Below are 26909 nucleotides of genomic sequence, written 5' to 3' on the forward strand. Positions count from 1 at the left end.
CAGTGTGACGGCATCGATATAGAAGGGCTATGCGTTTGAGCGACCAACGAATTACCCTCAGCCAACTCGAAAGTCACCTCTGGGAATCCGCCAACATCCTGCGCGGCCCGGTGGATGCTGCTGACTTTAAGACCTACATCTTCCCGCTGCTGTTCTTCAAGCGCATCTGCGATGTCTGGGACGAGGAGTACCAGGAGATCGTTGATGAGACCGGCGACGAGCAGCTTGCCTGGTTTCCCGAGTCACACCGCTTCCAGATCCCGGAAGACTGCCACTGGAACGACGTTCGCACCAAAGCAAGCAATGTCGGTACGGCCCTTCAGCGTGCGATGCGCGAAATCGAGAAGGCCAACCCCGACACCCTGTACGGCGTGTTCGGCGATGCCCAGTGGTCGAACAAGGAGCGGCTGTCGGATGCCTTACTCAAGGACCTGATCGAGCACTTCTCCAAGCTGCCGTTCGGCAATAAGAACGTCAATTCGGATCTGCTTGGCGACGCCTACGAATACCTGATCAAGAAGTTCGCCGATGCCACCAACAAGAAGGCCGGAGAGTTCTATACCCCGCGCAGTGTGGTGCGGCTGATGATCGACATGCTCGATCCCAAGGAAGCCGAGACCATCTACGACCCGGCCTGCGGTACCGGTGGCATGTTGCTGGCAGCCGTGCAGCACGTCAAAGAAATGCACGGCGACGTAAAGCGGCTGTGGGGCAAGCTGTACGGGCAAGAGAAGAACCTAACCACATCATCCATCGCGCGGATGAACTTGTTCCTCCACGGCATCGAGGACTTCCAGATAGTACGCGGCGACACGCTGCGCAACCCTGCCTTCTTTGAGGGCGACCGGCTAGCCAGCTTCGACTGTGTGATCGCCAACCCGCCGTTCTCGCTGGAAAAGTGGGGCGAAGACCTGTGGCTGAATGATCCCTTTGGCCGCAACTTTGCCGGTCTGCCGCCCTCGTCCAGCGGTGACTTCGCGTGGGTGCAGCACATGGTCAAGTCGATGGCTGATGTGACTGGCCGAATGGCCGTGGTTCTGCCTCAAGGCGCCTTGTTCCGAAAAGGTGCGGAGGGCAATATCCGGCAGAAACTGCTGGAAATGGATCTGGTCGAGGCTGTCATCGGCCTGGCACCGAATTTGTTTTACGGTACCGGCCTGGCCGCCTGCCTACTGGTACTTCGAAAGAAGAAGTCGGTTGATCGTCGTCACAAGGTCATGATCGCGGATGCCTCCCAACTGTTTAAGCGGGGTCGTGCTCAAAACTACCTTGACCCCGAGCATGCCCTCGAAATCCAGAGCTGGTTCGAGAAATTTGAGGATGTTCAGGATGCCGTACATATCGTCGGTATCGATGAAATCAAGTCCGAGGACTGGACACTCAATATCTCACGTTATGTCCTGCCGCCTCTGCAGAAAGACGTCCCGCCGCTGCCGGAAGCCATCGCTGCGTTCAAGGATGCGCTCACCCGCTGTCGCGAGGCCGAAGAACGTCTTGCCAAAGTTATGGTCGAGGGAGAATGGATGGCATGAAGTTGCGGCGAATACTAATCGAAAACGTAAGAAGCTTTCTTGAGCCAGCAGAGCTCCATCTCGATGGGAATGTTTCCATCATCATTGGTCCTAATGGTGGGGGGAAGACCAACTTGCTGGATACGGCGACAACAATTCTCCGTCGACACTTGCTGTCTTCAGTAACGCCTCGCAAATCACCGACGCCCCAGAACCCGGATAGATATGAGTTTATCGGCAACGACGTGTTGAACAGTACGGTGCTAGAACCGCACAGTAGAGGGCAAGGTCGACAACAACTCGTTGAAATAGAACTCGAGGTCACTGTCAGAGATATCGAGAATATCTCATCCATGCAAAATACGGCCATAGAGATTTCGGAGCTCACTGAGCATAAGTATGTGGGTTTCTCCATAAGAGACGCCGCAAACTGGGATCCGTCTCTCCTGCAGTCAGGGCAGCGTTTTACCTACCGCATCTTGAACAATGTCATGCAACCGAATTCAGATCCAGCTGCACGGATCTTTCAGCGCTACTTGGCATTGTATGAGGGTGATAGCTGGTTACGTGAGGAAATGGGGGGGGCGAAGCTCTCTATGCCAATGGTCTCGTTACCGGTGAACCGTGCGGCTAGCGGATTTCAGTCGTCTTTGTCCTTGGCAGGGTATAACGAATTCGATCACAAGAGAGGGGTAGACGCAGCGTCTTCACGCGCAGGAGGATCAATTGTTACTCTGGCAATTGGTAGGATTGCGAGACGCTACCGACTGCTCCTTGAACGTGACACGGGAAAGGCGAAGCAAGATTTTTACAACGATCCCGAAATTAAATCTCTTACATCAATACTCTCTGACTTGGGTTATGGATGGAATCTGGAGTGCATTGACCCGTTAACGAATCGATACGATGTACAGCTCGAAAAGCAAGGGTCAAGATTTCTGGTGGGGGCAGCATCATCAGGCGAAAAAGAGCTCCTCACGTATTTGTTCGCTATATATGCACTTAACGTCCGCGATGCGCTAATTGTTGTTGATGAGCCAGAACTACATCTTCATCCACGTTGGCAGTGGACCCTCCTTTCACTGTTCGAACGATTGTCGGAAGAGACTGGAAACCAATTTCTACTAGCAACGCATTCTCCAGTCTTCGTATCACCGTCCTCAATCCAATATGTATCCCGTGTTTATAGTATCGATCAGCAAAGTGCCATCGTTCGACTAAACCACAATGAGCTTCCGGAGCCAAAACACCTATTCTCGATCGTCAACAGCCAAAACAATGAGCGAATGTTCTTCGCTGACAAGGTTGTGTTGGTTGAGGGTATCTCGGATCGTATCTTCTTCGACGCAGTGTTTCAGCGACTTGGCGTGACATCAGGCACTACGTGCACCTGCGAAATTGTCAGCGTTGGCGGCAAGGGGTTCTTTGCACCCTATGAGGCAATCCTCCAAGCTTGCCAGGTGCCATACGTGGTAATAGCCGATCAGGACTATTTGAACCAGATAGGTTCGGTTGAAATCAAGGCGTTGTTTACGCTGAACGGCCAGGAGATTAAGAGGGATGTCATTGATAACCCAAAAAGCGTGGATGGTGATTCGTTGGCTTCGAGACTCGACGAAGCGATTTCTTCCGGCTCAATCGATGATCTGAAAGCTCTTTGGGAGTACATAAAAGGACGGCGGCGGAGGTTGCGAAGTGATTTGGCTGAGGAGGAGCAGCACTTGGTTGACCAGTTCGTACAGTCGAAGAGAAATGAACAAATCTTTGTTCTCTCAAGGGGTGACTTAGAGTCCTATCTCCCAGAGGGGTACAGATCGAAACAACTCGATAAGCTCATCCGGTTTATTTCAACTGATTTCTGGGGTTTGTTGCCAGATTTCGCAAGAGAAGAACTCTCGATCATTGCCGAAAGAGTCAAAGCCCTATGACGGTACGCATTACCCAACAAGAACTTGAAAGCTACCTGTGGGGCGCCGCCGTGCTGCTGCGCGGCCTGATAGACGCCGGCGACTACAAGCAGTTCATCTTCCCGCTGCTGTTCTACAAGCGCGTGTCGGATGTGTGGGAGGAGGAATACCAGGCGGCGCTGGCCAACTCCAATGGCGACCTCTCCTATGCCCAGTTTGCCGAGAACCACCGCTTCCAGATACCCCAAGGTGCTCACTGGGACGATATACGCCAGGCACCCAGAAACGTCGGCGCGGCCATCCAGAAGGCCATGCGTGCTATTGAGACCGCCAACCCGGATCTGCTCGACGGCATCTTTGGCGACGCACCCTGGACCAACCGCGAGCGTTTGCCCGACGAAACACTGAAGGATCTTATCGAGCATTTTTCGACCCAGACACTGTCGGTGGTCAACGTGCCCGAGGACGAGCTCGGCAACGCCTACGAGTACCTGATCAAGAAGTTCGCGGACGACTCCGGCCACACGGCGGCCGAGTTTTACACCAACCGCACCGTCGTCCACTTAATGACCCAACTCTTGGCACCTCAGGCTGGTGAATCAATCTACGACCCCACCTGCGGTACCGGCGGCATGTTGATCTCCGCGCTGGACGAGGTGAAACGCTCTGGCGGCGAGTACCGCACGCTCAAGCTCTATGGGCAGGAGCGCAACCTCATCACATCTAGCATCGCCCGCATGAACTTGTTCCTGCACGGCGTGGAGGACTTCGAGATCATCCGCGGCGACACCCTGGCGGACCCCAAGCACATCGAAGGCGACCGCCTGCGGCAGTTTGATGTGATCCTGGCCAACCCACCGTACTCTATCAAGCAGTGGAACCGCGAGGCTTGGAGCAATGACAAGTGGGGTCGCAACTCGCTTGGCACGCCGCCGCAGGGCCGCGCCGATTACGCTTTCCAGCAGCACATTCTGACTAGCCTTACCGCCAAGGGCCGCTGTGCGGTGCTCTGGCCGCATGGCGTTTTGTTCCGGAACGAGGAACAAGCCATGCGCACCAAGATGGTCGAACAGGACTGGGTCGAGGCTATAATCGGCTTGGGTCCGAACTTGTTCTACAACTCCCCGATGGAGTCGGCCATCGTTATCTGCAACCGCAAGAAGACAGATGCTCGTAAAGGCAAGGTGATCTTCATTGATGCGGTGAACGAGGTCACGCGGGAACGGGCCCAGAGCTTTCTCAAGCCTGAGCACCAGCAGCGCATCCTGAGCGCTTTCAACGGATTTGTGGACGTATCTGGTTTCGCCAAGGTCGCGACACTGGCCGACATTGGTGCCAATGCGGGCAACCTCTCAATCCCGATGTACGTGAAGCGCATCTCCTCAGCCGTCACTACGGACAGCGATGGCGAAGTGATGTCACTGCACTCCGCTTGGGACAAATGGCAAACCGAGGGACGTGCGTTCTGGCTGCAGATGGACGCGTTGGTTGGAACGCTGGATGGACTTTCCAAGGCTGAGAACACCCAATGAAACTTGAAACGATCCGACTATCGAACTTCCAGTCTTTCGGAGCGGTGCCCACCGAAGTTTCGCTGGAGGAGATAACTTACCTCATCGGGCCCAATGGGTCTGGCAAAACAGTTGCTCTGCAGGCCTTGTGTCGGCTCTTCGCGTTTGATCCGTCACTGCGCCGAATCCTGCGCTCGGACTTTCATGTCCCATTCAATGAGGAGACCCCGCTGGTTGAGCGGCAGCTATGGATCGAAGCCGACTTTCTGTTCCCTGAACTTAGTGACGACGAAGACAACAGCACGGTAGCACCTCATTTCGGCCACATGCGCCTTGACGAAGTCGATGGCATACCCCGTGTGCGTTTTCGCCTGACAGCCACCATGGGACAGGATGGGGACATAGAAGAATGCTTTGAGTATGTAACTGACCTCAATGCTGACGGAACTCCCTTGGTGAAGGCTACGGTTCCTCGGATGGATAGGAATCACATTCACGTCCACTACCTACCCGCACGCCGTGATCCCGCTGATCACATTGCCTACGGTGCCAATGCATTGCTGGGACGCATGCTGCGCGCGGTGAACTGGGACGCAGAGCGAAGTGCCATCAAGGGCTTGACTGATCAAATCAGCGACAGCTTGGCGGCCAATCCATCAATCAATGCGTTCAGCACAAGCTTGAAAACAGCATGGAGTGCATTGCACAAGGGGAGCTTCTTTGCCGATCCCAAGCTCACATTTGTAGCGTCTGAGATCGAAGCCTTGTTACGGCACATGTCGGTGTCTTTCACACCTGGCCATGACGAGCATCTGGTCGATTTCTCGCGATTGAGCGACGGCCAGAAGTCGATGCTATATCTGTCGCTCGTGCTGTCCTCACAAGCCATCGGTCGCGCTGTCCTAGCTGAAGAAGACGATTCATTCGACGTAGCTAAGCTGCGACCACCCGTGTTTACGGTGGTGGCGGTCGAAGAGCCAGAGAACAGTCTCTCACCGCACTACCTTGGGCGGATCGTCAATGCGCTCAACGAGATGACCAGAGATGGTGATGCGCAAGCACTGATTGCGACCCACGCGCCGTCGATGCTGCGTCGCGTCGCCCCGGAACGTATCCGCTATCTGCGACTGACCCAGGAGCGAACATCGCGCGTCACGCATATCCAGCTGCCAGACCCCGCTGATGAAGCTCACAAGTTTGTGCGCGAGGCCGTACAAGCCTTTCCGGAAATCTATTTCTCGCGCCTTGTGGTACTTGGAGAGGGAGACAGTGAAGAAATCGTATTGCCTCGCATTCTTCAGGCCAAAGGAGCGCCGGTTGATGAGTCAGCAGTTGCGATAGCTCCCTTGGGGGGACGTCATGTCAATCACTTCTGGCGCCTGCTCACGGCATTGCAGATACCTTATCTGACACTCCTCGATCTGGATGTAGCTCGTTACGCCGCAGGCTGGGGACGAATCAAAGTCGTCAACAAGCAACTTGCGAAGTATGAGCCAGCGAAAGCACTTCCTGAAGACTGGGACCTGCCGAAATGGAACACCACGGAAGCCCCAGTTCGAACCCATTACTATTTTGGTGATGATAAGAAGAGTGTCTTCCGTGAATTGGAGAGTCGCGGAGTCTACTTTTCCGAGCCCTTGGACCTCGACTTCGCGATGTTGCTTTCCTTTCCAGAAGCCTACGGCGTCGAAGAGGATGAGCCAGATGATTCAACGATCAAGGCCGTACTTGGGAAAAAACACCACGACGCAAGCCAGTACAACAAAGACGAACAGAAGCTATTCAACACCTACCACCAGAGCTTCAAGCTCGGGAGCAAACCCGCAGCCCATATTGATGCACTGGCCCAGCTGACTGATGAAGAGTTGCTGGCTGAGATGCCAGCAACTCTGAGCAGACTGGCCGATGCCGTCATCGCCAAGCTCGCGGAGTTGCCGGAGTGATAGCGGTCGACGCCTGGAAGCCTGCAGATGGGCTGACACTTGAACCCAACGCCCTGATTGCGGCCAAGGAGCAGGTGCAAAGTCTTGCGCTCACAGCCGGTCCGGGCGCTGGAAAGACGGAAATGCTTGCGCAGCGGGCAGACTTCCTGCTGCGCACGGGTACCTGTCGCTATCCCAAACGGATCTTGGCAATCTCGTTCAAGGTCGATGCCAGCAGCAACCTGAAAGAGCGGGTGAAACGGCGCTGTGGTTCAGAGCTTGCCACGCGGTTTGACAGCTATACCTTCCACGCATTTGCCAAACGCATCATCGATCGTTTCCGTCCGGTGTTGACGGGCGAGTATGCGCTGGATGTTGGGTACAAAATTGCAGATCGAAAGCCTGGTCCATCACGGACCTTGATCGAGTTTTCCGATCTGGTGCCGTTTGCGATCCAGATTCTGCGACAGTCTGCAGTCGCGCGGAACGCAATCCGGCAAACCTACAGCGATGTCTTCCTCGACGAATTTCAGGACTGTACCAACCAGCAGTACGAGCTGCTCAAGCTTGCCTTTCAAGGTACGAGCATTCGCTTGACCGCCGTGGGCGACACCAAACAGAAGATCATGGGTTGGGCGGGGGCCATGGACGGCATCTTTCAGGCTTTCGTTGCAGACTTTGCCGCCGTCCCGCTCAATATGTACCGTAACTTTCGCTCAAAGCCCCGATTGCTGCGCCTGCAGAACGAGATCATTCGCAAGCTCGACCCCTCATCCGTCATGACTGATGGGCAGCTTGCCGGCGACGAGGGCGAGATATTCGCGTGGCGCTTTGAAGATAGCCGCAAGGAGGCTGACTACCTTGCAGACTTAATTGAAGGCTGGATAAAGACCGAGAAGGTGCCTCCTGCGGAAATAGCAGTCTTGATTCGTAATCAGCTCGACCTTTACGCTGATCATCTGATGGCGGCATTGGAGGCGCGTGGCATTCCCTTCCGTAACGAGCAGCAGATGCAGGACATCACGGTCGAGCCGGCTGCACGTTTGATCGTGGATTATCTATCCTGCCTATATGGTCAGCGCGAGCCCAACGCATGGATTCGATTGATGAATCAGCTGATTCTGTTTGCCGATGATGACATTCAGTCGAACGCGCGCAAGGACCTTGATCGGCTCATCAAGCAACAACGAAAAGTGATAGCCATTGCCGAGCTGGTCGACGAGCCCTTCTCCGGCTGGTGGGAGTTTGTTCGGGCATTCCTGAAACAAGTCAGTATCGAAACACTGGTGTCGCTTTCACCGGACTACGAGTCGCACGATCGGTTGAAAGAGGTTGTCCGTGATACCAAGGCCAGGATCGAGGAATTGCTGAAGTTGGAGCCTGACTTGCCCAAAGCCCTTGAGCGGTTTTCAGACGACCAAGCGGTGCGGATACTGACCATTCATAAGAGCAAGGGCCTTGAGTTTGATTCGGTCATCATCATGGCTGTCGAAAATGAAATCTTCTTTGGCAATCAGGACGAAAACCGCTGCGCCTATTTTGTTGGGGTTTCTCGTGCCAAAAAGCGCTTGGTCCTTACGCATGCCGATCAACGGGAGCGTCCAGTGGGACATACGAGGCGCTGGGATGTGCAACGCACGGTTCAAAATGAATACTTCGGTTATGCCGCGCCGTTTATGAGACAAGAAAAATGAACAATAAGACATTAAAACCGGGTTGGCGCCGCGTGAAATTCGGCGACGTGGTGCGCCTCTCGAAAGCCCGCAGCCAAGATCCGCTGGCCGATGGCATTGAACGCTACGTCGGTCTGGAACACCTCGAGCCCGGTGACTTGCGCATCCGCAGTTGGGGTAATGTCGCTGACGGTGTGACCTTCACCAGCCTGTTTCAGCCAGGACAGGTGCTTTTCGGCAAGCGTCGCGCTTATCAGCGCAAGGTGGCTGTGGCGGATTTCGCTGGGGTGTGCTCCGGTGACATCTATGTGTTGGAGACCAAGGACGCGCAGGTATTGCTGCCGGAGCTGCTGCCATTCATTTGCCAGACCGATGCTTTCTTCGATCACGCAGTAAGTACGTCGGCAGGCTCCTTGAGCCCGCGCACGAACTGGACGAGTTTGGCGGACTTCGAGTTTTCGCTGCCGCCGATGGACGAACAGCAGAAAATTTTGGAATTGATGAAGGCTTTTGAAACCGCAATTGATGAATTGAGAGTAGCTGAGTTCGCTTTGAATAAGTTACGTGCGTCGTTGGCGGTAGAAAAATTCTCCGAAAGTAGAGGGCGGCAGTCAATTCCTTGTTCAGAACTAATTTCAGACGGTCGCCTTACTCTGCAAACTGGTCCGTTTGGCACCGTTCTGAAAGCGTCTGCTTACAGGACTGAAGGCATTCCAATTATTAATCCCGTAAACATGAAAGACGGGAAGCTGGACGTCAGTGAAGGCCCTTTTATTGGTACTGAGGACTGGCAGCGCTTACAAAAATATTGGATGCAAACGGGCGATATGGTTATGGGACGCAAAGGAGATATGAGCAATCTCATTTTCGTTTCCCCTGAGTACAACGATTATCTCGTTGGTTCTGACTGCATTCGATTTAGAGTGAAGAGTGATGAAATCGATCCGCGATATTTCTTTCATTTTCTACGCTCTGAAGTAACTCAAAACTGGATTCAAGGGCAGGCATACGGAACTGTGATGCCCGGAATAAATGAAAAGATTCTTGGTCGCTTGAAAGCTCACATTCCCAGCATAGATGAACAAAGGAACATCGCTGCAGAATTTGATGAGATTGAAGTTTCAGTCTTGGCTATGAAGCAGCGTCGCACTGATGCCCGGCTATTAAAGCTGATAGCACTTCGGAATGTTTTCGACGGAGATTTAAATGTTTAATGAAGCCAACACCGTCGAAGCCTACGTCCGCGACCTACTCGCCGGCCCAATCAAGTCTATATCGGCCAATGCTGTTCAAGAACCGCAAGCCGGCTACGGCCCCAGCCCCAAAGGCATCGGCTGGCGCTACGCCGCCCCTGCTGAGGTGCCGCGCCAGATTCAGGAGGTACTGGTCGAACCTTGGCTTCGCGATGCGCTGATCCGCCTAAATCCGGAAATTGCCGCTCAGCCCGACCGAGCCGATGAAGTGCTCTACAAGTTGCGCGCCATCGTGCTGTCGGTGCGCTCGGATGGGCTGATCCGCGCCAACGAGGAGATGACCGCCTGGATGCGCGGCGAGCGCTCGATGCCCTTCGGCCACAACAACGAGCATGTGCCGGTGCGGTTGATCGACCTGGATGATCTGTCGCAGAACCTCTACATCGTCACCCAGCAGTACACCTACCGTGCAGGCCCCACCGAACGCCGGGCTGATCTGGTGCTGCTGGTCAACGGTCTGCCGCTGGTGCTGATCGAAGCCAAGACACCGGTCAAGAAGTGCATCAGTTGGGTGGATGGCGCGGTGCAAGTGCACGACGACTATGAGAAGTTCGTGCCAGAGCTGTTCGTCTGCAATGTGTTCTCGGTGGCCACCGAGGGTAAAGCCTACCACTACGGTTCCATCGGGCTGCCAGTCAAGGACTGGGGGCCGTGGCATCTGGATGGCGATGGCGACAATGGTCAGCACCACCCGCTGAAATCGCTCAAGCTGTCGGCCGAGAGCATGTTGCGCCCGCGTGTGGTGCTGGATATTCTGGGCAGCTTCACCCTGTTCGCTACGGACAAGAAGAAGCGCCGCATCAAGATCATCTGCCGCTACCAGCAGTTTGAAGCGGCCAACAAGATCGTTGAGCGCGTGCTGGCCGGTTACCCCAGGAAAGGGCTGATCTGGCACTTCCAGGGCTCGGGCAAGTCGCTGCTGATGGTGTTTGCCGCGCAGAAACTGCGCATGCACGCCGGGCTGAAGAACCCCACGGTACTGATCGTGGTGGACCGGATCGATCTCGATACACAGATCACCGGTACTTTCACCGGGGCGGACATACCCAATCTGGAAAAGGCCGACACGCGCGAGAAGCTGCAGCAGCTGCTGGCGCAGGATGTGCGCAAGATCATCATCACCACGATCTTCAAGTTCGGCGAGGCCACAGGCAGCCTGAACGACCGCAGCAACATCATTGCCCTGGTAGACGAAGCCCATCGCACCCAGGAAGGCGACCTAGGCCGCAAGATGCGCGAAGCCCTGCCCAATGCGTTTCTGTTCGGACTTACCGGCACGCCGATCAACCGCGCCGATCGCAACACCTTCTACGCCTTTGGTGCCGATGAGGACGAAAAGGGCTACATGAGCCGCTACGGCTTCGAAGAGTCGATTCGCGACGGCGCCACGCTGAAGCTGCACTTCGAGCCCCGACTAATTGACCTGCACATCGACAAGGCCGCGCTGGACGCTGCCTACAAAGACCTGACCGGCGGCCTCTCAGATCTCGACAAGGACAACCTCGCCAAGACCGCCGCCAAGATGGCCGTGCTGGTTAAGACGCCCGAGCGCATCCGCAAGGTATGCGAAGACATCGTTGAACACTTTCAGACCAAGGTGGAACCCAACGGCTTCAAAGGGCAGATCGTCACGTTCGATCGTGAGTCCTGCCTGTTGTTCAAGGCCGAACTGGACAAGCTGCTGCCGCCCGAGGCCACGGACATCGTGATGTCGGTGCAGGCGTCCGACAAGAAGGAACACCCAGAGTATGCGGCCTATGACCGTTCACGCGATGAGGAAGAACGGCTGCTCGATCGCTTCCGCGACCCGGCCGACCCTCTGAAGCTGATCATCGTCACGGCCAAGCTGCTGACCGGCTTCGACGCGCCTATTCTGCAGGCCATGTACCTGGACAAGCCGCTGCGCGACCACACGCTGCTCCAGGCCATCTGCCGGGTGAACCGCACTTACTCCGAGCAGAAAACCCACGGTCTGATCGTGGACTACCTTGGCATCTTCGATGACGTGGCGGCAGCACTGGAATTTGACGACCAGAGCGTCAAGCAGGTGGTGAGCAACATTCAGGAGCTGAAGGACAAGCTGCCCGAAGCCATGCAGAAGTGCCTAGCGTTTTTTCCTGGCATTGACCGGAATCAGCAGGGTTATGAGGGACTAATGGCCGCGCAGGAGTGCCTACCCAACAACGAGGTGCGGGACAACTTTGCCTCCGAGTACACGGTGCTGACCCGCATCTGGGAGGCTCTATCACCGGACGCCGTGCTGATCTCATTTGAGAAAGACTACAAGTGGTTGTCACAAGTGTATCAGTCGGTGCAACCTTCCAGCGGACATGGCAAGCTGATCTGGCATTCGCTGGGTGCCAAGACTATCGAGCTGATCCATCAGAACGTGCACGTCGACGCTGTGAGGGACGACCTTGAAACGTTGGTGCTCGACGCCGATTTGCTGGAGGCGGTGCTCTCGAACCCCGACCCGAAGAAGGCCAAGGAGATTGAGATTAAGCTCAAGCGTCGGCTTCGCGAACACGCGGGCAATCCAAAGTTTAAGCAGTTGTCCGAACGGTTGGATGCCCTGAAGGACCGCTTCGAATCTGGACAGATCAACAGCGTCGAGTTTCTGAAGCAATTACTGGAGATCGCCAAGGAGACGCTACAGGCCGAGAAGGAGGTCCCGCCCGAAGAGGACGAGGATCGTGGCAAGGCGGCGCTGACCGAACTGTTCAACGAGGTGAAGACCGCCAAGACGCCCATCATGGTCGAACGCGTGGTCGCGGATATCGACGAAATCGTACGCCTCGTTCGATTCCCGGGCTGGCAAGGTACGCAGGCCGGTGAGCGTGAAGTCAAGAAGGCGCTGCGGAAGGCTCTCTTCAAATACAAGCTGCATGCGGATGAAGAGCTATTCGAGAAGGCATACAGCTATATCCGGCAGTATTACTAAGAGGGAGCACGCATGGACGAGAAGAAGAACAGCCTATCCTCCGGCACCACCTGGTTCGTCGGTGCAAGCTATGGCGGCACCGATGACCAGATGCCGCGTTTCCTGAAGGAGGGTATTTGGGAGAACGGCTACGACGACAAGCTTCTCGACATGGTACGAGCCATGCAGCCGGGCGAGCGAATCGCCATCAAGGCGGCCTACACGCGCAAGCACGGTCTGCCCTTCGATAACCGAGGACGCACGGTTTCAGTAATGGGGATCAAGGCTGTTGGCACGATCACTGAGAACCCGAACGACGGCAAGCGGGTGAAAGTGGACTGGGCCAAAGCCGAGCCTGTACGAGAATGGTATTTCTATACTCACCGGGGGACGATCTGGCGCGTGCAACCGGGTGACTGGATGAATGATGCCCTGATCGCCTTCACGTTTGAAGGCAAGCCGCAAGATCTGGATCGCTTCCGCAATGAACCTTTCTGGCGCGAGCGCTTCGGTACGGTGGTGCCTGAAAAACAGCGTTTCCAGTGGACGGACTTTTACGAAGCCGTCGCCGAAAAACTTCTCGATCACGCCGAAGACAGATCCGCACTCATCGCAGGCATCCATCAAATCGCTACGCGGGTTCAGGGCCTGAGCTATTTGCAGGACAAGTTTCCTGACGAGAGCAGCGGACCACTGCAGGATATTTGTCCATTCACCGTGATGGGTACCTTCAACCGTTCGATGACCGATGCCAATCGTAAGACCATCGCGGGAGAGTTGGCCAAACTGCTGGGCGTAACGGTTCCGGTTCCGCCTTCATTCGAGGGCATTCCCGTTCTGAACAATCAGCGTTCGTGGTTTTTTGCTTATGCCGACAAGCGGGGCGCGGGCGACATTGATGCCTTGTGGCATGTGTTCGCTGCCGCCAGCAAGTTGGTGGAAAGTGATCAACCCGAGGGCCGAGACACATTCATTCAGGCCTACGATGCCGCGACTCAGGTATGGGGCGTGGCATGGAACCTTTCAACTGGCCTGTACTGGGCACACCCTTGGGATTTCTTGACCCTTGACAGCCAGTCGCGTCACTACATCAACAAGCGACTTGGTCTTAATGTTGCCACCAGCGGCCAGCAGGGGCCTTGCGATGCTCGCAGCTATTTGAAGCTGCTGGATGATCTGCGTTCGCGCTTCGGCGAAGACGGCTATCCGGTCCACAGTTTCCCGGACTTGTCGCTTGCGTCCTGGATGTACAAAGACCCGGTTGACGAGCCTGTGCCGACTGGCGATATCGGTACCAATACCGGAGCAGAACAGGAAACTGAAGGTGAAGTTAGCGAAGCCTTTCAGGTGGCAGCGCCAATCGTTCCCTACTCGGTGGAGGACATCCTCAAGGACGGCTGTTTCCTAGAGCGGGCCGAGATTGACCGCTTGCTCGATCGTCTCCGCACGAAGAAGAACCTCATCCTTCAGGGGCCTCCGGGCACGGGCAAGACCTGGCTAGCCAAGCGGCTCGCGTTCGCGCTAATGGGACAGAAGGACGACAGCAAGGTCCGTGCAGTGCAGTTCCACCCCAACCTGTCCTACGAAGACTTTGTTCGAGGGTGGCGCCCCACTGGCGAAGGCAAGTTGTCGCTGGCGGACGGTGTCTTCATGGAAGCCATCAAGGCCGCATCGAAGGAGCCTTCGTCGAAGTTTGTCGTGGTGATCGAGGAGATCAACCGTGGAAACCCGGCGCAGATCTTCGGCGAGTTGCTGACGCTGCTTGAGGCCGGCAAGCGGACACCCAGCGAAGCGCTGGAACTCTGCTATCCGGATGCAGACGGCAAACGACGTCCCGTCCATATTCCCGAGAATCTCTATGTGGTCGGCACTATGAATATCGCCGACCGATCGCTTGCGCTGGTCGATATGGCATTGCGTCGACGCTTTGCCTTCGTTGGGCTGGAACCAAGACTGGGCCGGGTTTGGCGGGATTGGGTGGTCAAGGAGTGTGCTGTCGATCCTGGCTTGGTTGCGGATATCGAACGCCGTATCGCCGAGCTGAACGACCAGATCGCGGCGGATGCGCGCCTTGGCAAGCAATTCCGGATTGGTCACAGCTATGTGACACCCGCACATCGACTGGAGGCGGGAGACACGAAGAAGTGGTTCCAGCAGGTCGTGGAGACGGAGATCGGCCCGTTGCTGGATGAATACTGGTTCGACGCGCCCGACGAAGCACAAAAGGCGATTGCACGGCTGACCCAGGGTTGGTGATGAGCGCATTCGCAGAACAGGTGGATAGCGCATCCGCGAGCGCGGAGGGATTCATCGGGCGGATTCCAGTGCGCAACCTTTGGTTGCTGATGCTTTATGCCTCGGACCTGTTCCGCACTCGCGGTATCGGCAAGGTCGGTCTGGAAGACAGCCCGGACGATCTGCCAGACCTCGTCGCCGAGATTCTTGCCCATGCGGTTGAAGTGCGACAACGTCGCCGCTTAAGTCTCGGCTATCGATCTCGTGACGCAGTGATCAATCGCGTGCGTGGCCGGATCGCCGTCTTGACAACCGAACGCCATCAGTTGATGGATAGAGGCCTGGTGGCGTGCCGGTTCGACGAACTCACCATCGACACCCCACGCAATCGTTTCGTCCGAGCAGCCTTGGAGTCCATCTCCAGGATCGTTCAGAGGAAGGACGTTGCCCATCGGTGCCGCGCACTTGCGGGTGGCATGAAGGCAATGGGTGTATCAGGGGACGCACCGACCCGCGCCCAAATGAGCACCGATCGTTTCGGCCGTAACGATGCGGACGACCGGTTCATGGTGGCAGTCGCAAAGCTGGCGTTCGACCTAGTACTACCTACGGAGGCGTCGGGTGCGAATGTGCTCTCTCTGCCGGACCGAGAAGCGACGTGGGTACGCCGTTTGTTCGAGCGAGCGGTGGGCGGCTTCTACGAAGTCGTATTGAGTCCGCAGGGCTGGCGGGTGCTATGCGGAGGGACGATGGGCTGGCATATCGAGCAGAGGACGGCAGGGATCGACAAGATCCTGCCGACGATGCGAACTGATGTCGTGCTCGACCACCCCTCAACCGGGCAGCGGATCGTCATCGATACCAAGTTCACCTCGATTGTGACGAGCGGTTGGTACCGTGAGGAAACCCTGCGCAGCGGATACGTGTACCAGATCTACGCCTATCTGCACTCCCAGGTTGGGTGCGGCGATGCGCTTGCAGATCACGCGAGTGGATTGTTGTTGCATCCCGCGATCGACCAGATGGTCGACGAGACAGTGCTGATCCAGGGGCACGCCATTCGATTTGCCACTGTGGATTTGACAGCAACTCCTGCGGACATCCGAGCGCAACTGCTGCGATTCTTTGACCCGATTCAGCCAGTGACAGGTCAGTAAGATTTGATCGCGCTTCATCAAACCTCCCTCTGGTTACTCTGGCGCGACTGGATGAAGCGGTGAACGCGCCTCAAAAATCCGCCAGAATCTCATCCAGTCCCAAATCTACAAAATCCCAGGCGTTGGCCGATTCAAAGCGACTGCGCAGGCTCATTTGGTGAGTTGGGTGCTGCCCGGTGACCAACAGGAACAGTTCCCACGAGGCCAGTGGCATGGCCCTAGGGTGGCGACCCGGTTCATAGCGCAGCCATATCTGGCCCGGCTTGGGTCGATTCGTAATCAGTCGCCCGGCTTCATCGGGTGACAGGCCCAACCGAAGACGGGTGTCCCGAATCTCCTGCGGACTTGGTTGACGCAGGCGGGTGGCAATTCCCCTGGATGGGGTGACAAGGTAATTCAGTGGGGCCAGAATGGGGACGCCCTCTGCGCCTTTCATGGTTTGATCTTCCATTCTGCCCCTCCTGACCGTGAAAATTTCATGATGGCCTCGATTAAAAGGCTTTTCAATTTGGGTTTTCCGAGCCTACTCAATACCCGTCAGAACATGTGAAGCAGCCGGGCGCTTACCTTGAATCGACAACCTGACACTACTGACGCCATGACTTCGATCACTCAGCATGCACTCGCTGTTGCAAGCTGATGAATATCGGTCGTATAAGCCGTTGAATGCCGGTTGCGTTTCATGGCCCAGTGCGGTCTGAATCCCTCGCCGGCGAGCTTGATAGTGTGCTTGACCATGCGGGCGTTGATAGCATCCATGACCCGCATCAGTTTATCGGCCTTGTTCTTTACATAGATGCGTTCCATGTCGTTCTGTTGTACGGGCCGATCAAACAAATCCCCTTGATCCACGTTCGCAAACAGATCCGTTATCTGTCCTTGGTCCTTGGCCCTTGGGTCGAATATCCAGAAGCATGACGCCTGCCTTTTGGTAGTCATGGCCTGGCTGGTAGATTCGTTCCAGTCCCTGAATGACGTGTTTGACCAGAACCCGTGTGTCATCAGTTGCCCGACTCCGCGTAGTGCTCTCCAGAATTGGCAGTATGCCCCGGATTCGATGCGGCGGTTCCGTGGTCTGCACGTCGACACTCGCGATCATCAATCATCCAAAACACCAGCCCCAGCGCAAGAATCCCGGCAGCCAGTGCAAAGATCATGAGCGGTGGTACATCCGTGAAGTCGAGAATGATGAACTTTCGTGTCACGGCCAACATGGCGATCAGGACCACGATCCTGGTCTGGATGATGTGTTCACGGCGCTCGATCACCTTGATGATCGAATGCTGGAATTCCATCGCGATCAGCAAAGTCATGATGCTCCCAAACATCGACTGGAATACTTGATGGCTTAGCACCTTCTCATGCTGAATGAACAGATTGAGATAGACCTCCCTAACCAGTTCCCACAACGCCATCATGATGATGGCTGCGATAACGGCTCCCAGCGTGGTAGCAACCACCTGCTCAAACCGCTCGGCCAGATTCATGACCGACCAATACCGCCGTATATCGACCTGTCGCGGTCGGCTGCGACGACTGATCATGCTCATGGTATCTTCCACCCTCCCATCCAGAATCCACACGACCAACGCATTTTGTTCCAGGCGAATACATAGGTTTTTTGGGGTAAAAATCAAGACCAAGCAGACAAGGCGCTCTTACAACGACCTAAAAGCCAGGATGAGGCCTCTCAATGGGACGATCAACATTGACTCAGCGCTGTGGTCTTTCGAGGTCAAGTTGCTTATCAACCGGTCGAACGTCCGGCAGTGCTTCTTCCTGTCGGTCTCGAACTCGTCATGGTCCAACTTTAGCTACCTGGTGGATGCCGAAATCGAAGGCCTGGTGAAACACACGATCCGACCAAAAATGCCGTTGTAAAATTTCTGGAAGGGTGAGGGGTATCGATCTGATAAAGTATTTAATGTACCAAATGAGAAAGGCGACCGGATTGCCGTCCGATCGCCTCTTTCACACGGTACACATGAGGCCGTGGATCGCCTTTGGCTATCCGCCCCCCATAAAGGAGACTGGCGCATGCATATCGAAACCCTGTTTTTAGCACTTTCAGGTGGTTCGATGATGGATGTGGAACTGTTTTTTGTCAACGGTTAGCCCGTTTCCTACTGGTGGATAAGGCCTCTATTGGGTCATTTGTTATCAGCAAAAGGAACATACCATGCAGCACAAAATGCATCGCTTCTACCGCATCCATGAGGTCAGCGTTCTCGTCGGTTTATCCCGCGCCACCATCTACCGCCTGATCAAACAAGGTCTCTTCCCACCGGGGGTCTCCCTGACCGGCAGCCGTGCGGTGGGTTGGTTCGAGGCGGACTTGCTCCAATGGGTGAACTCACGCCTCAACAACGCTCAGTGAGCACAACGCCTGGACACCAGCCTCCTGAAAGTATCTGAACAGACCAGTCAGGTGGTTGGCTTGAGGCATGGCTGAGTGAGCGATATAACGATGACTAAACCAATGTATCCCTGGTGCATATACCCTCATCTCTTCCTTAATCTCTATAGTTATTACCTATAGGTTAAGGTTAGGGAGCAAGGGCTAACTTCCGGTCCCTGCACTTCGTTTGGTTCCGTCGTTCCATCCCTTGCCCACTCGCCGTGGGGGGCGTCCTATGCGGACAGCAGCAGGATGCTCATTACCCCGATTTCGCCTCGCCGTTCAGGCAATTGTGCTTTCCCAGTGATTAAAAAGATCAAGGAAAGGCCATGAATAAATCAAAAAAACGACACGGATTTGCGCCGCGTCCAGAGCTTCGGCGCACCCATGTGCTCAAAATCCGGCTGCGTTCGGATGAGAAATCGCTGCTATTGGACAGGGCAAAACATCAAAAAATGGCGTTAGCGAGCTATGCCCGTGAAGCGGCGCTCAATCGATTACCAATGGTAATCCCTGAAATTAATCGTGAAATCTGGTCAAAACTCGCACCGATTAGCGCCAATCTGAATCAACTTGTTCGTCATCTTAATGCTGGATTTATGCCGGAAACGGACGAAATCCAATGCTTATTCAGGGATTTTAGAAAGGCATTGATTGGAGGATTTCCCGCCAATTCGCCTCAAATTGATACCGATGATGAGTCGGATTTGCTTCTCGATGACACTTCAGATGTTCAAGAAAACCATCAAATGGTGGCTGGAGGCAACCATGAAAGGGATGAATAAAATCAGCCGAGGGCACGGGTTTCGTGGTGTTCTAGAGTATGTTTTTGACAATCGGAAAGGTGATCTAGGGCGAATTATCGGCGGCAATATGTCCAGTTTGACGCCAAGATCACTCACCAGCGAGTTCGCTATCACGCGCAAATTGCGCCCCGATATTGCAAAACCGGTATGGCATTCCAGTCTGCGCCTGCCTCAAGGTGACAGGCTCACCCCAGAGGAATGGGCAATCATCGCTCGGGACTACATGACCCGGATGGGCTACACACAACAGCATTTGTATTGCGTCATCCTCCATGATGCTGAAGAAGGTCAGCACATACATATCGTTGCCTCACGGATTGGGCTGGATGGCACTATCTACTATGGCAAACAAGAAAACCTTGAATCGACAAAAATCATTAGCCAGCTGGAGAGGGATCACCGGCTAAGCATCACCAAACAACGCACCTACGACCATGCAGACAAGATTGTCATGCCCGAGGTTAAAACACCGACCAAGTCAGAGATTGATGCCGCAATTCAAATAGGCAAAGAGCCCCCACGGCAGAAACTGCAACGGCTCATCGATCAGGCCAAATCAGATCAGCCGAATATTCTCCAATTCATCGAACGGCTAGAAATGGCAGGAGTCAACGTTTTCCCCAATTTGGCATCCACAGGGCGAATGAGTGGCTTCGCTTTTGAAATGGATGGCGTTCATTTCAAAGCATCCCAACTCGGCGATATCTACAAATGGGCAACACTTCAACGTGAGGTCATCTATGAACAAGATCGAGACTCTGAAACACTTGGACGATACACAAAGACAGCGCGAGACCATCGAAACTCTCGGCCAACTCCAACAGCAGATCAGCCAGTTCAATCTGAATACCCAGATACAACCACTGATCGATCACCTGAATCAATCCCTGTTACAACTCCAGAGGATGGACTTCAGCGAACGGCTGGAGCCGCTATTGGACAACCTGGCAGCAGCGATGGAGCCAGTAGTGGAGGCTCTGATCACACTGAACGAGGAATCGAGCCAGAAAATCAAGCAGATGCAACAGGCGTGGACGGTAGCAGCCGATCAGTCAGCCAGCAAAATCAACGAGGCAAACAGTCGAGCCGAAAAGAACGTCATAAAACTGGAAGCCGATCTGAAATCCCTCCACGAACTCACTACCGTTTTATGGAATACCTCAAAAACAGCCAAATCGGCCGCCGAAGAGGTGAAAGCCTCGATGAAGCATCTCAGGATGCTGTTCATCAGCGGCGTCGTACTGACAGGAATCGCAACCGGGGGGCTTTCGACCGTATTACTGCTGCTATGGCTGAGGCATTGAGACGCACCGCACGAGCCAGAGAGGTGGAGCAAGTGATTTGGACACAATATTTAGAGGTAGAAGCCGAAACTATGCTTCATCACAAAATTGATCAAAAGGGACCACAAGAACCCAACCGATACATTGCACCAAGAATGTGACGACTTTCCAAATCAAGACCAATCTAGGGCCAAGTGTCACTCAAGGTGTAACTCAAACACACAATAAGCAAAAAACCGCCTTTCGGCGGTTTTGCTAATTTATTGATTTTATTGGTCGGGATGAGAGGATTTGAACCTCCGACCACCTACACCCCATGCAGGTGCGCTACCAGGCTGCGCTACATCCCGAGTATTTTCCACAGCAATGCCGTGTGAAATCAGGCGCGCATCTTAACCGAGCAGCGCCAAATAATAAAGCCATTTGATGCAATTTACGCGGCAAGATCACGCGGGTTTTCTCACACGGAACCACAAGGCGTACATTGCGGGCAAAAACAGCAGGGTAAGGAAGGTGCCACCAAATATTCCGCCGATCAGGGTGTAGGCCAATGGTCCCCAGAAGGTGCTTTCGGTGAGCGGGATGAAGGCGAGTACGGCAGCCAAAGCGGTGAGTATGACGGGGCGTGCGCGGCGGATGGTGGCTTCAATGACGGCGGTGTAGCGATCCTGTCCTTGCCGCTCGTTTTCGTTGATTTGCCCCACCAGAATCAGGGTGTTGCGCATGAGAATACCCGCCAGACCGATCAAACCCAGCAAGGCGACAAAACCGAACGGCTGGTTGAACAGCGCCAGAGAGGCGACGGCACCGATCAGGCCCAGGGGCGCGGTCAAAAGCACCATGAACATGCCGGGGAAGGAACGCATGATGAGCATGATCAGGGTCAGCATCAGCAGCACCATGATCGGCATGACCTTGGCGATGGAGGCTTGTGCCTTGGCAGATTCCTCAACCGACCCGCCAATCTGTATCTGATAACCCAGCGGCAAGTCGGCACGGATCGGTTCGAGCTGTTTCCAGATCGCGGCGGTGACATCCGGCGGTTGGGCGCCGCTGACTTCGGCATCCACGTTGATATACGGATCACGATTGCGCCGCTTCATGATGGGGTATTGATACGCGGTGGTGATGTGCCCAAGCTGACCGAGCGGCACGGTTTTGCCGTTATCGAGGCGAATGGGCAGGGCTTCGAGTTGAGCCAATTGGCGCGAGGTGACCGGGGAACCGCGCACGTTCAGATCCACGCTGCGAATATCGACGCGCAATTCGGTGGTCGCCGTGCCGGAAAGCCACATCTGCGTTTGCTCGGCGATAGCTTGGGGGGTGATACCCAACGCGGCCAGGCGCGCCTGATCGAGCTTGAAGTCGAGCACTGGTACTTTTTCACCCCAGGCCAGATGCGGGTCGATGGTGTGTGGATTGGCAGCCATGACGACGCGCACGCGCTCGCCAATGCGCTGAAGCTCACGGATATCCGGCCCCATAACCCGGAACTGTACCGGCCAGATGACCGGCGGGCCGTAAAGCAAGGGATGGGGCCTGATACGCGCCTCAGGGAAATCGCCCGCATCGATTTTCCTTTGCAGCATGGCCTGAAGCTCATCGCGCTCGGTCGCGTTGTGGGCCACCGCAATGATCTTGGCGAACGCCGGATTCGGCAGTTCGGGATTCAACGCCAAAAAGAAACGCGGTGCGCCCTGCCCGATATAGGTTGAGAGCGAATCGAGCTGGGGGGCGCCACGAAGCGCTGCTTCCACACGGTGGGCCACTTTCTGCGTGGCTTCGATGGATGAACCTTCGGGCAGATCGATATCGATCAAGAGTTCAGGGCGATCCGAGCTGGGGAAAAACTGCTTGGCGACGCCCTTGCCCATCACGGCAATAGAGGCAACGAACAGCAGCAAGGTTACGCCCGCGACGATCCAGCGATAATTCACGCAGAAGGTCACGACTCGGCGCAGGCCACGATAAACCCGTCCCTGATACATGCCGGTACTGCCCTCGGGGTGCGGAATAACCTTCGGCAGGAAGTGCACACCCAGATAAGGCGTAAAGACGACGGCAACCAACCAGGAGGCGATCAACGATATGCCGAGAATCCAGAAGATGTTGCCGGCGTACTCGCCGACATTGGACTGGGCAAAACCAATCGGCACAAACCCGACCACGGTAATGAGTGTGCCGATCAGCATGGGCGCTGCCGTGATGCGCCAGGCCGCTGCGGCCGCCTCGACACGATCGACGCCCTCTTCGAGTTTTACCAGCATCATTTCGATGGCGATGATGGCGTCATCGACCAGCAGACCGAGCGAGAGAATCAGGGCGCCCAAGGTGATGCGATCGAGGTTTTTACCTGTCATCAGCATGATACCGAAGGTGATACTGAGCGTCAGCGGCACGGCCAATGCCACGACCAGACCGGCCCGCAAACCCAGCGCGATGAAACCGACCAGCATCACGACGCCCAACGCGATGAAGAACTTGAGCTGAAACGTGTTGACGGCCAGTGCAATCGCATTGGCCTGATCGGTGATCTTGGTGAGTTTGACGCCCAACGGCAGTAACCCGGACTCGGATTTCTCGAAAGCCTCCAGTCGCTTGCCCAGGGCCAGGCCGTTGGCGTTCTTCGCCATCACCACGCCGACGATAATGGCATTCTGGCCTTCGCTTTGAATGATGTAGCTCGGCGGATCGGCATAACCGAGACGCACCTTCGCCACGTCGCCGACGCGAATCACCTTGCCCTGGACATTCAGCGCAGTGTTTTCAATGCGCTGAACCATACCTGGGGCGCTCGCGCGGAAACCTGAATCCAACCGGAAATAGAGCCGCGGCCCAGCCGTTTCGATCAAACCGGCAGGCACGATGGTGTTCTGGGCGGCCAGGGCGCGGCCGACTTCGGCCGGGGTGATACCCAGTACGTTCAGGGTATGGGGGTCGAAATCGACAAACACCTGTTCGGGTTGTTCACCCAGAATATGCGCCTTGGCGACACCCGGCACCTGCAAAACGGCCGAACGCAAACGTTCCGCTTCACGCGCCAGTTCGCGTTGAGGCAATTTCGGCGCCGTCAGGGCATAGAGGGTGAAATACACATCTGAAAAATCGTCGTTGAAGAACGGCCCCCGCACACCTTGCGGCAGTGTCGGTGCCACATCACCCAAGTGCTTGCGCACCTGATAGAACGACTGCTGTACCTGATCAGGCGGCGTATCCTCGCGGAAATTGACCAGCATTTCGATGCGACCGGGGCGCGCGGTGGTTTCCACCCGATCAAAATAGGGCACATCCTGCAGGGCCTTTTCGAGGGGATCGGCCACCTGATCCTGCATTTGCCGGGCCGTGGCACCCGGCCATTGCGCCGTGACCACCATCACCTTGAGCGTGAACGCCGGGTCTTCCGCCCGCCCCAGAGAGACGAACGAATAAATGCCGACCAAGGCCACCATGATGATGAAATACAGGGTAACGGCGCGCTCACGCACCGCCAGTGCCGACAGGTTAAACCCCGAGAACGGGCGGGTGGGCTGTTCGCTCACTGCTTATCTCCCGTTTCGATCACCGTGCCCGTGTCTGTTCCCAGGCCCGGCTGCATGCGTACTTTCTCACCGTCATGGAGCCGATTGACCCCGAGCGCGACGATGGGGGTACCGGTGGGCAGATCGGTCGAAATCACGGCGAATTCATGTTCCAGTCGGTTTACGGTGATAGGCTGCATCTTCACCTTGCCGTCACGCTGCACCACGAACACGGCGGCTTGACTGCCCTGACCGAGAATCGCCGTGATCGGAACAATCTTCGATACGGATTGCCCGGCGAACGACAAGGTGACACTTTGCCCCAACCCGGCCACCACGGAAGGATTCTCCGCCAAGTCGAACCGGACCGACCAAGTCCGACTGGCCGGATCAACCGCGCCGTCTACGGAAGCGAACGTGGCATCGATCGGAGTCGATTGGCCGAAAATGTGCGCTTGGGCTGAATGCGGCAAGCTGGTCAAACGCTGTTCCGGCACAGCCACCAGCGCCTGTCGCGCCTGCCCTGCCGCCAACGTCACCACCGGCTGCCCCGCGCTCACCACCGTGCCTTGATCGGCATCCACCGAGGCCACCACACCGGCAAAAGGTGCCGTGAGATCGGCATAATCCAAGGCCAGTTTCGCCTGATCGAGTTGCGCCCGACTGGCTGTTTGTGCCGCACGAGCGGTTTGTAGGCCGGATTTGGCCTGATCATAATCCTGCGGGCTCGCGAGTTTCCTGGTCAGCAAGGATTGAATGCGGTCGAAGTTCTGCTGCGCGAACCGCGCCTGCGCATCGGCCTGTTGTGCCTGAGCCTGGGCTGCTGCCAGTTTTGCCCGAAGATCGGCAGGGTCCAGCTTCGCCAACACTTCACCCGCCTTGACCCGTGCACCCCGCTCGACCAACCGTTCGGCAATCCGCCCTCCGACCTGGAAGCCCACTACCGACTGGGTTTTTGCCACGACCAGGCCGGTGAGGTCCGGCTGACCGAGCGTTCCGGGCTGAATGGTCGCCACACGCACCACTGGTGGAGGTACATCGACTTTGGGTTGGTCTTTCTGGCAACCTGCCAGAACCACGCTCAAAGCAATCAAAAATGCGGCCATGCCATAGGGTGTCCGCGCCACAATTCCAACACTCATAGTCTTTTCCTCAGGCACCAACGCTACAGACGCCAAATCGCCCGACTGCTGCCATAATTGGTGCCCTTTTGTATTTGTTTGCCATCATATGACCACACTTGTCTGGTTCCGTCAGGATCTGCGCCTCGCTGACCACCCTGCCCTCCATGCGGTGCTGCGCGCACCCACGGACAAAGGCCTCATCATACCGGTTTATATCCATACCGCCGAAACACTTGAGTCGGGTATGGGAACTGGCCATGGCCTTCCTGAAGGCGGTGCCGCGCGCTGGTGGCGACATCATAGCCTCAAAGCTCTTTCCAAAAGCCTGGAAACACGGGGCAGTCGGCTTGTGATCCGACGTGGCGATCCGTTGACCGGGCTCTGGCAACTGATTCGGGAAACGGGCGCCACCCGCGTGGTTTGGCATCGGCGCATGGAACCGGCAGCACGCGAGGAAGACAGCCGGATCAAGGCCACTTTGCGCGCCGAGGGAATCGAGGTTCACTCCTTCAATGGCAATTACCTGCATGAGCCCTGGGAGATTATGAACAAACAGGGCAAACCTTTTCAGGTATTCACACCGTACTGGAAGGCCGTGATCGCAGCCGGACTGGATTTGCCTTCACTGCCCGCGCCCGATGCCCTGCCCGGAGTGCCCGACACACTCGATGGCCTGAGCGTTGAAGCACTCGGACTACTGCCCGAAATCTCCTGGGATCGAGATTTCTATGCGCAATGGCAACCCGGTGAAACCGGCGCCTGGAAACGGTTTGAAGACTTTATGCCCCTGATCGACGATTATGCCGAAGCTCGCAATCTGCTCATCGGTACCGGGGTATCGAAACTCTCCGCGCATCTGCATTTCGGCGAAATCAGCCCGCGTCAGATTGTGCGCCACCTGCTCGATACGCGCGGCAGCGTGCTCGAACCGCGTGGTGTCGAGCATTTCGTGCGTGAACTCGGCTGGCGCGAATTCGGTGCTTATCTCGCCTTTCATTTTCCCGAAACCGTCGATTCACCCTTGGATAAACGGTTTTTGCACTTTGCATGGCGTGATGCACCGGAAGATCTACGGGCCTGGCAACGCGGCCAGACAGGTGTTCCCGTGGTCGATGCCGCCATGCGTTGCCTCTGGCATACAGGGTGGATGCACAATCGCGCGCGGATGATCGTGGCCTCGTTTCTCACCAAGAATCTGTTGATCGATTGGCGGCATGGCGCGGCGTGGTTCATGGACACGCTCGTCGACGCGGACGAACCCAGCAACACCGCAGGCTGGCAATGGACCGCCGGCACCGGGGCCGATGCCGCACCGTATTTTCGCATCTTCAACCCCGTGTTGCAGGCCGAGAAATTCGATCCGGATGGCGCCTTCATTCGCCGTTGGGTGCCCGAACTGGCGCGATTGGATAATCGCTATCTGTACGCGCCCTGGACGGCAGACACGAATACATTACATCAGGCAGGAATCACACTCGGCAAAACCTACCCCGCCCCCATCGTCGATCTCCAAGGCAGCCGCCAGCGGGCCCTGGAACACTTCAATGAGATCAAGCGGGCGCCGTGAGGGGCATTCGTCGACTTGTGCCGAATCACTTCAGCCACAGCCACGCTAATCTGGCAGAATCCTGAACAATCGCAACCATGCAACCAGCAACAGCTTTTCATGAACAGGCAGTGATGAACAGGCA

19 protein-coding genes and 1 tRNA gene are annotated in these 26909 nt (G+C 55.9%); 13 read left to right on the forward strand and 7 right to left on the reverse strand.

The window, feature by feature from the left end:
- Nucleotides 1–35: 35 nt before the first annotated feature.
- Genes PHD44_RS03425 through mcrC form a run of 9 tightly spaced genes read left to right on the forward strand, consistent with a single transcriptional unit; the run spans nucleotide 36 to nucleotide 16089 of the window.
- Nucleotides 36–1532 (forward strand): class I SAM-dependent DNA methyltransferase, encoded by a 1497-nt coding sequence (locus PHD44_RS03425; protein WP_300188073.1) that lies wholly within the window; start codon nucleotides 36–38, stop codon nucleotides 1530–1532.
- Nucleotides 1520–3439 carry an AAA family ATPase gene (locus PHD44_RS03430; RefSeq protein ID WP_300188075.1) on the forward strand — a complete coding sequence of 640 codons (1920 nt, stop codon included), beginning with the start codon at nucleotides 1520–1522 and terminating at the stop codon, nucleotides 3437–3439. Before PHD44_RS03425 ends, PHD44_RS03430 begins: the two co-directional genes overlap by 13 nt.
- The gene (locus PHD44_RS03435; RefSeq protein WP_300188077.1) at nucleotides 3436–4950 is read left to right on the forward strand and encodes a class I SAM-dependent DNA methyltransferase; all 1515 of its coding nucleotides are present in this window, start codon (nucleotides 3436–3438) and stop codon (nucleotides 4948–4950) included. Before PHD44_RS03430 ends, PHD44_RS03435 begins: the two co-directional genes overlap by 4 nt.
- Nucleotides 4947–6872 (forward strand): AAA family ATPase, encoded by a 1926-nt coding sequence (locus PHD44_RS03440; RefSeq protein WP_300188079.1) that lies wholly within the window; start codon nucleotides 4947–4949, stop codon nucleotides 6870–6872. The genes PHD44_RS03435 and PHD44_RS03440 overlap by 4 nt, the downstream gene beginning before the upstream one ends.
- Nucleotides 6869–8545 (forward strand): ATP-dependent helicase, encoded by a 1677-nt coding sequence (locus PHD44_RS03445; RefSeq protein WP_300188081.1) that lies wholly within the window; start codon nucleotides 6869–6871, stop codon nucleotides 8543–8545. Before PHD44_RS03440 ends, PHD44_RS03445 begins: the two co-directional genes overlap by 4 nt.
- Nucleotides 8542–9738, forward strand: a complete 1197-nt coding sequence (locus PHD44_RS03450; RefSeq protein WP_300188083.1) for a restriction endonuclease subunit S — start codon at nucleotides 8542–8544, stop codon at nucleotides 9736–9738. Before PHD44_RS03445 ends, PHD44_RS03450 begins: the two co-directional genes overlap by 4 nt.
- The gene (locus PHD44_RS03455; protein WP_300188085.1) at nucleotides 9731–12718 is read left to right on the forward strand and encodes an HsdR family type I site-specific deoxyribonuclease; all 2988 of its coding nucleotides are present in this window, start codon (nucleotides 9731–9733) and stop codon (nucleotides 12716–12718) included. The genes PHD44_RS03450 and PHD44_RS03455 overlap by 8 nt, the downstream gene beginning before the upstream one ends.
- 12 nt (nucleotides 12719–12730) lie before the next feature.
- Nucleotides 12731–14953: an AAA family ATPase gene (locus PHD44_RS03460; protein WP_300188087.1), complete on the forward strand. Its 2223-nt coding sequence runs from the start codon at nucleotides 12731–12733 to the stop codon at nucleotides 14951–14953.
- On the forward strand, nucleotides 14953–16089 hold the full coding sequence (gene mcrC / locus PHD44_RS03465) for a 5-methylcytosine-specific restriction endonuclease system specificity protein McrC (RefSeq protein WP_300188089.1): 1137 nt from the start codon (nucleotides 14953–14955) through the stop codon (nucleotides 16087–16089). Before PHD44_RS03460 ends, mcrC begins: the two co-directional genes overlap by 1 nt.
- Nucleotides 16090–16159: 70 nt before the next feature.
- Here the strand turns inward: mcrC and PHD44_RS03470 are convergent, their stop codons facing one another.
- The 4 genes from PHD44_RS03470 to PHD44_RS03480 all read right to left on the reverse strand — a co-directional run bounded on the left by PHD44_RS03470 (nucleotide 16160) and on the right by PHD44_RS03480 (nucleotide 17633).
- The gene (locus PHD44_RS03470) at nucleotides 16160–16540 is read right to left on the reverse strand and encodes a hypothetical protein (protein WP_300188091.1); all 381 of its coding nucleotides are present in this window, start codon (nucleotides 16538–16540) and stop codon (nucleotides 16160–16162) included.
- A gap of 161 nt (nucleotides 16541–16701) precedes the next feature.
- Nucleotides 16702–17028 carry a DUF4113 domain-containing protein gene (locus tag PHD44_RS03475; RefSeq protein WP_367182001.1) on the reverse strand — a complete coding sequence of 109 codons (327 nt, stop codon included), beginning with the start codon at nucleotides 17026–17028 and terminating at the stop codon, nucleotides 16702–16704.
- Nucleotides 16919–17188 (reverse strand): hypothetical protein, encoded by a 270-nt coding sequence (locus PHD44_RS12715; RefSeq protein ID WP_367182002.1) that lies wholly within the window; start codon nucleotides 17186–17188, stop codon nucleotides 16919–16921. Before PHD44_RS12715 ends, PHD44_RS03475 begins: the two co-directional genes overlap by 110 nt.
- Complete coding sequence (locus PHD44_RS03480; RefSeq protein WP_300188127.1) at nucleotides 17091–17633, reverse strand: phosphate-starvation-inducible PsiE family protein; 543 nt, start codon at nucleotides 17631–17633, stop codon at nucleotides 17091–17093. Before PHD44_RS03480 ends, PHD44_RS12715 begins: the two co-directional genes overlap by 98 nt.
- Nucleotides 17634–18268: 635 nt before the next feature.
- Here PHD44_RS03480 and PHD44_RS03485 point away from each other — a divergent pair.
- The 3 genes from PHD44_RS03485 (at nucleotide 18269) to PHD44_RS03495 (ending at nucleotide 20737) form a co-directional block, all read left to right on the forward strand.
- Nucleotides 18269–18466 carry an AlpA family transcriptional regulator gene (locus PHD44_RS03485; RefSeq protein ID WP_300188095.1) on the forward strand — a complete coding sequence of 66 codons (198 nt, stop codon included), beginning with the start codon at nucleotides 18269–18271 and terminating at the stop codon, nucleotides 18464–18466.
- A gap of 350 nt (nucleotides 18467–18816) precedes the next feature.
- On the forward strand, nucleotides 18817–19272 hold the full coding sequence (locus PHD44_RS03490; protein ID WP_300188097.1) for a hypothetical protein: 456 nt from the start codon (nucleotides 18817–18819) through the stop codon (nucleotides 19270–19272).
- Nucleotides 19217–20737, forward strand: coding sequence for a relaxase/mobilization nuclease domain-containing protein (locus PHD44_RS03495; protein ID WP_300188099.1), 1521 nt, complete (start codon nucleotides 19217–19219; stop codon nucleotides 20735–20737). The genes PHD44_RS03490 and PHD44_RS03495 overlap by 56 nt, the downstream gene beginning before the upstream one ends.
- Before the next feature lie 112 nt (nucleotides 20738–20849).
- On the opposite strand, the gene PHD44_RS03500 is transcribed toward PHD44_RS03495, so the two are convergent.
- From PHD44_RS03500 to PHD44_RS03510, 3 genes are all read right to left on the reverse strand, one after another.
- Nucleotides 20850–20926, reverse strand: a tRNA-Pro gene (locus tag PHD44_RS03500).
- 96 nt (nucleotides 20927–21022) lie between these two features.
- On the reverse strand, nucleotides 21023–24115 hold the full coding sequence (locus PHD44_RS03505; protein WP_300188101.1) for an efflux RND transporter permease subunit: 3093 nt from the start codon (nucleotides 24113–24115) through the stop codon (nucleotides 21023–21025).
- Nucleotides 24112–25236 (reverse strand): efflux RND transporter periplasmic adaptor subunit, encoded by a 1125-nt coding sequence (locus PHD44_RS03510; RefSeq protein WP_300188103.1) that lies wholly within the window; start codon nucleotides 25234–25236, stop codon nucleotides 24112–24114. Before PHD44_RS03510 ends, PHD44_RS03505 begins: the two co-directional genes overlap by 4 nt.
- A gap of 88 nt (nucleotides 25237–25324) precedes the next feature.
- Between PHD44_RS03510 and PHD44_RS03515 the strand changes: the two genes are divergently transcribed.
- On the forward strand, nucleotides 25325–26785 hold the full coding sequence (locus PHD44_RS03515; protein ID WP_300188105.1) for a deoxyribodipyrimidine photo-lyase: 1461 nt from the start codon (nucleotides 25325–25327) through the stop codon (nucleotides 26783–26785).
- Nucleotides 26786–26909: the final 124 nt, after the last annotated feature.

It is taken from the genome of Halothiobacillus sp. (assembly GCF_028710545.1).
Taxonomy (GTDB): domain Bacteria; phylum Pseudomonadota; class Gammaproteobacteria; order Halothiobacillales; family Halothiobacillaceae; genus Halothiobacillus.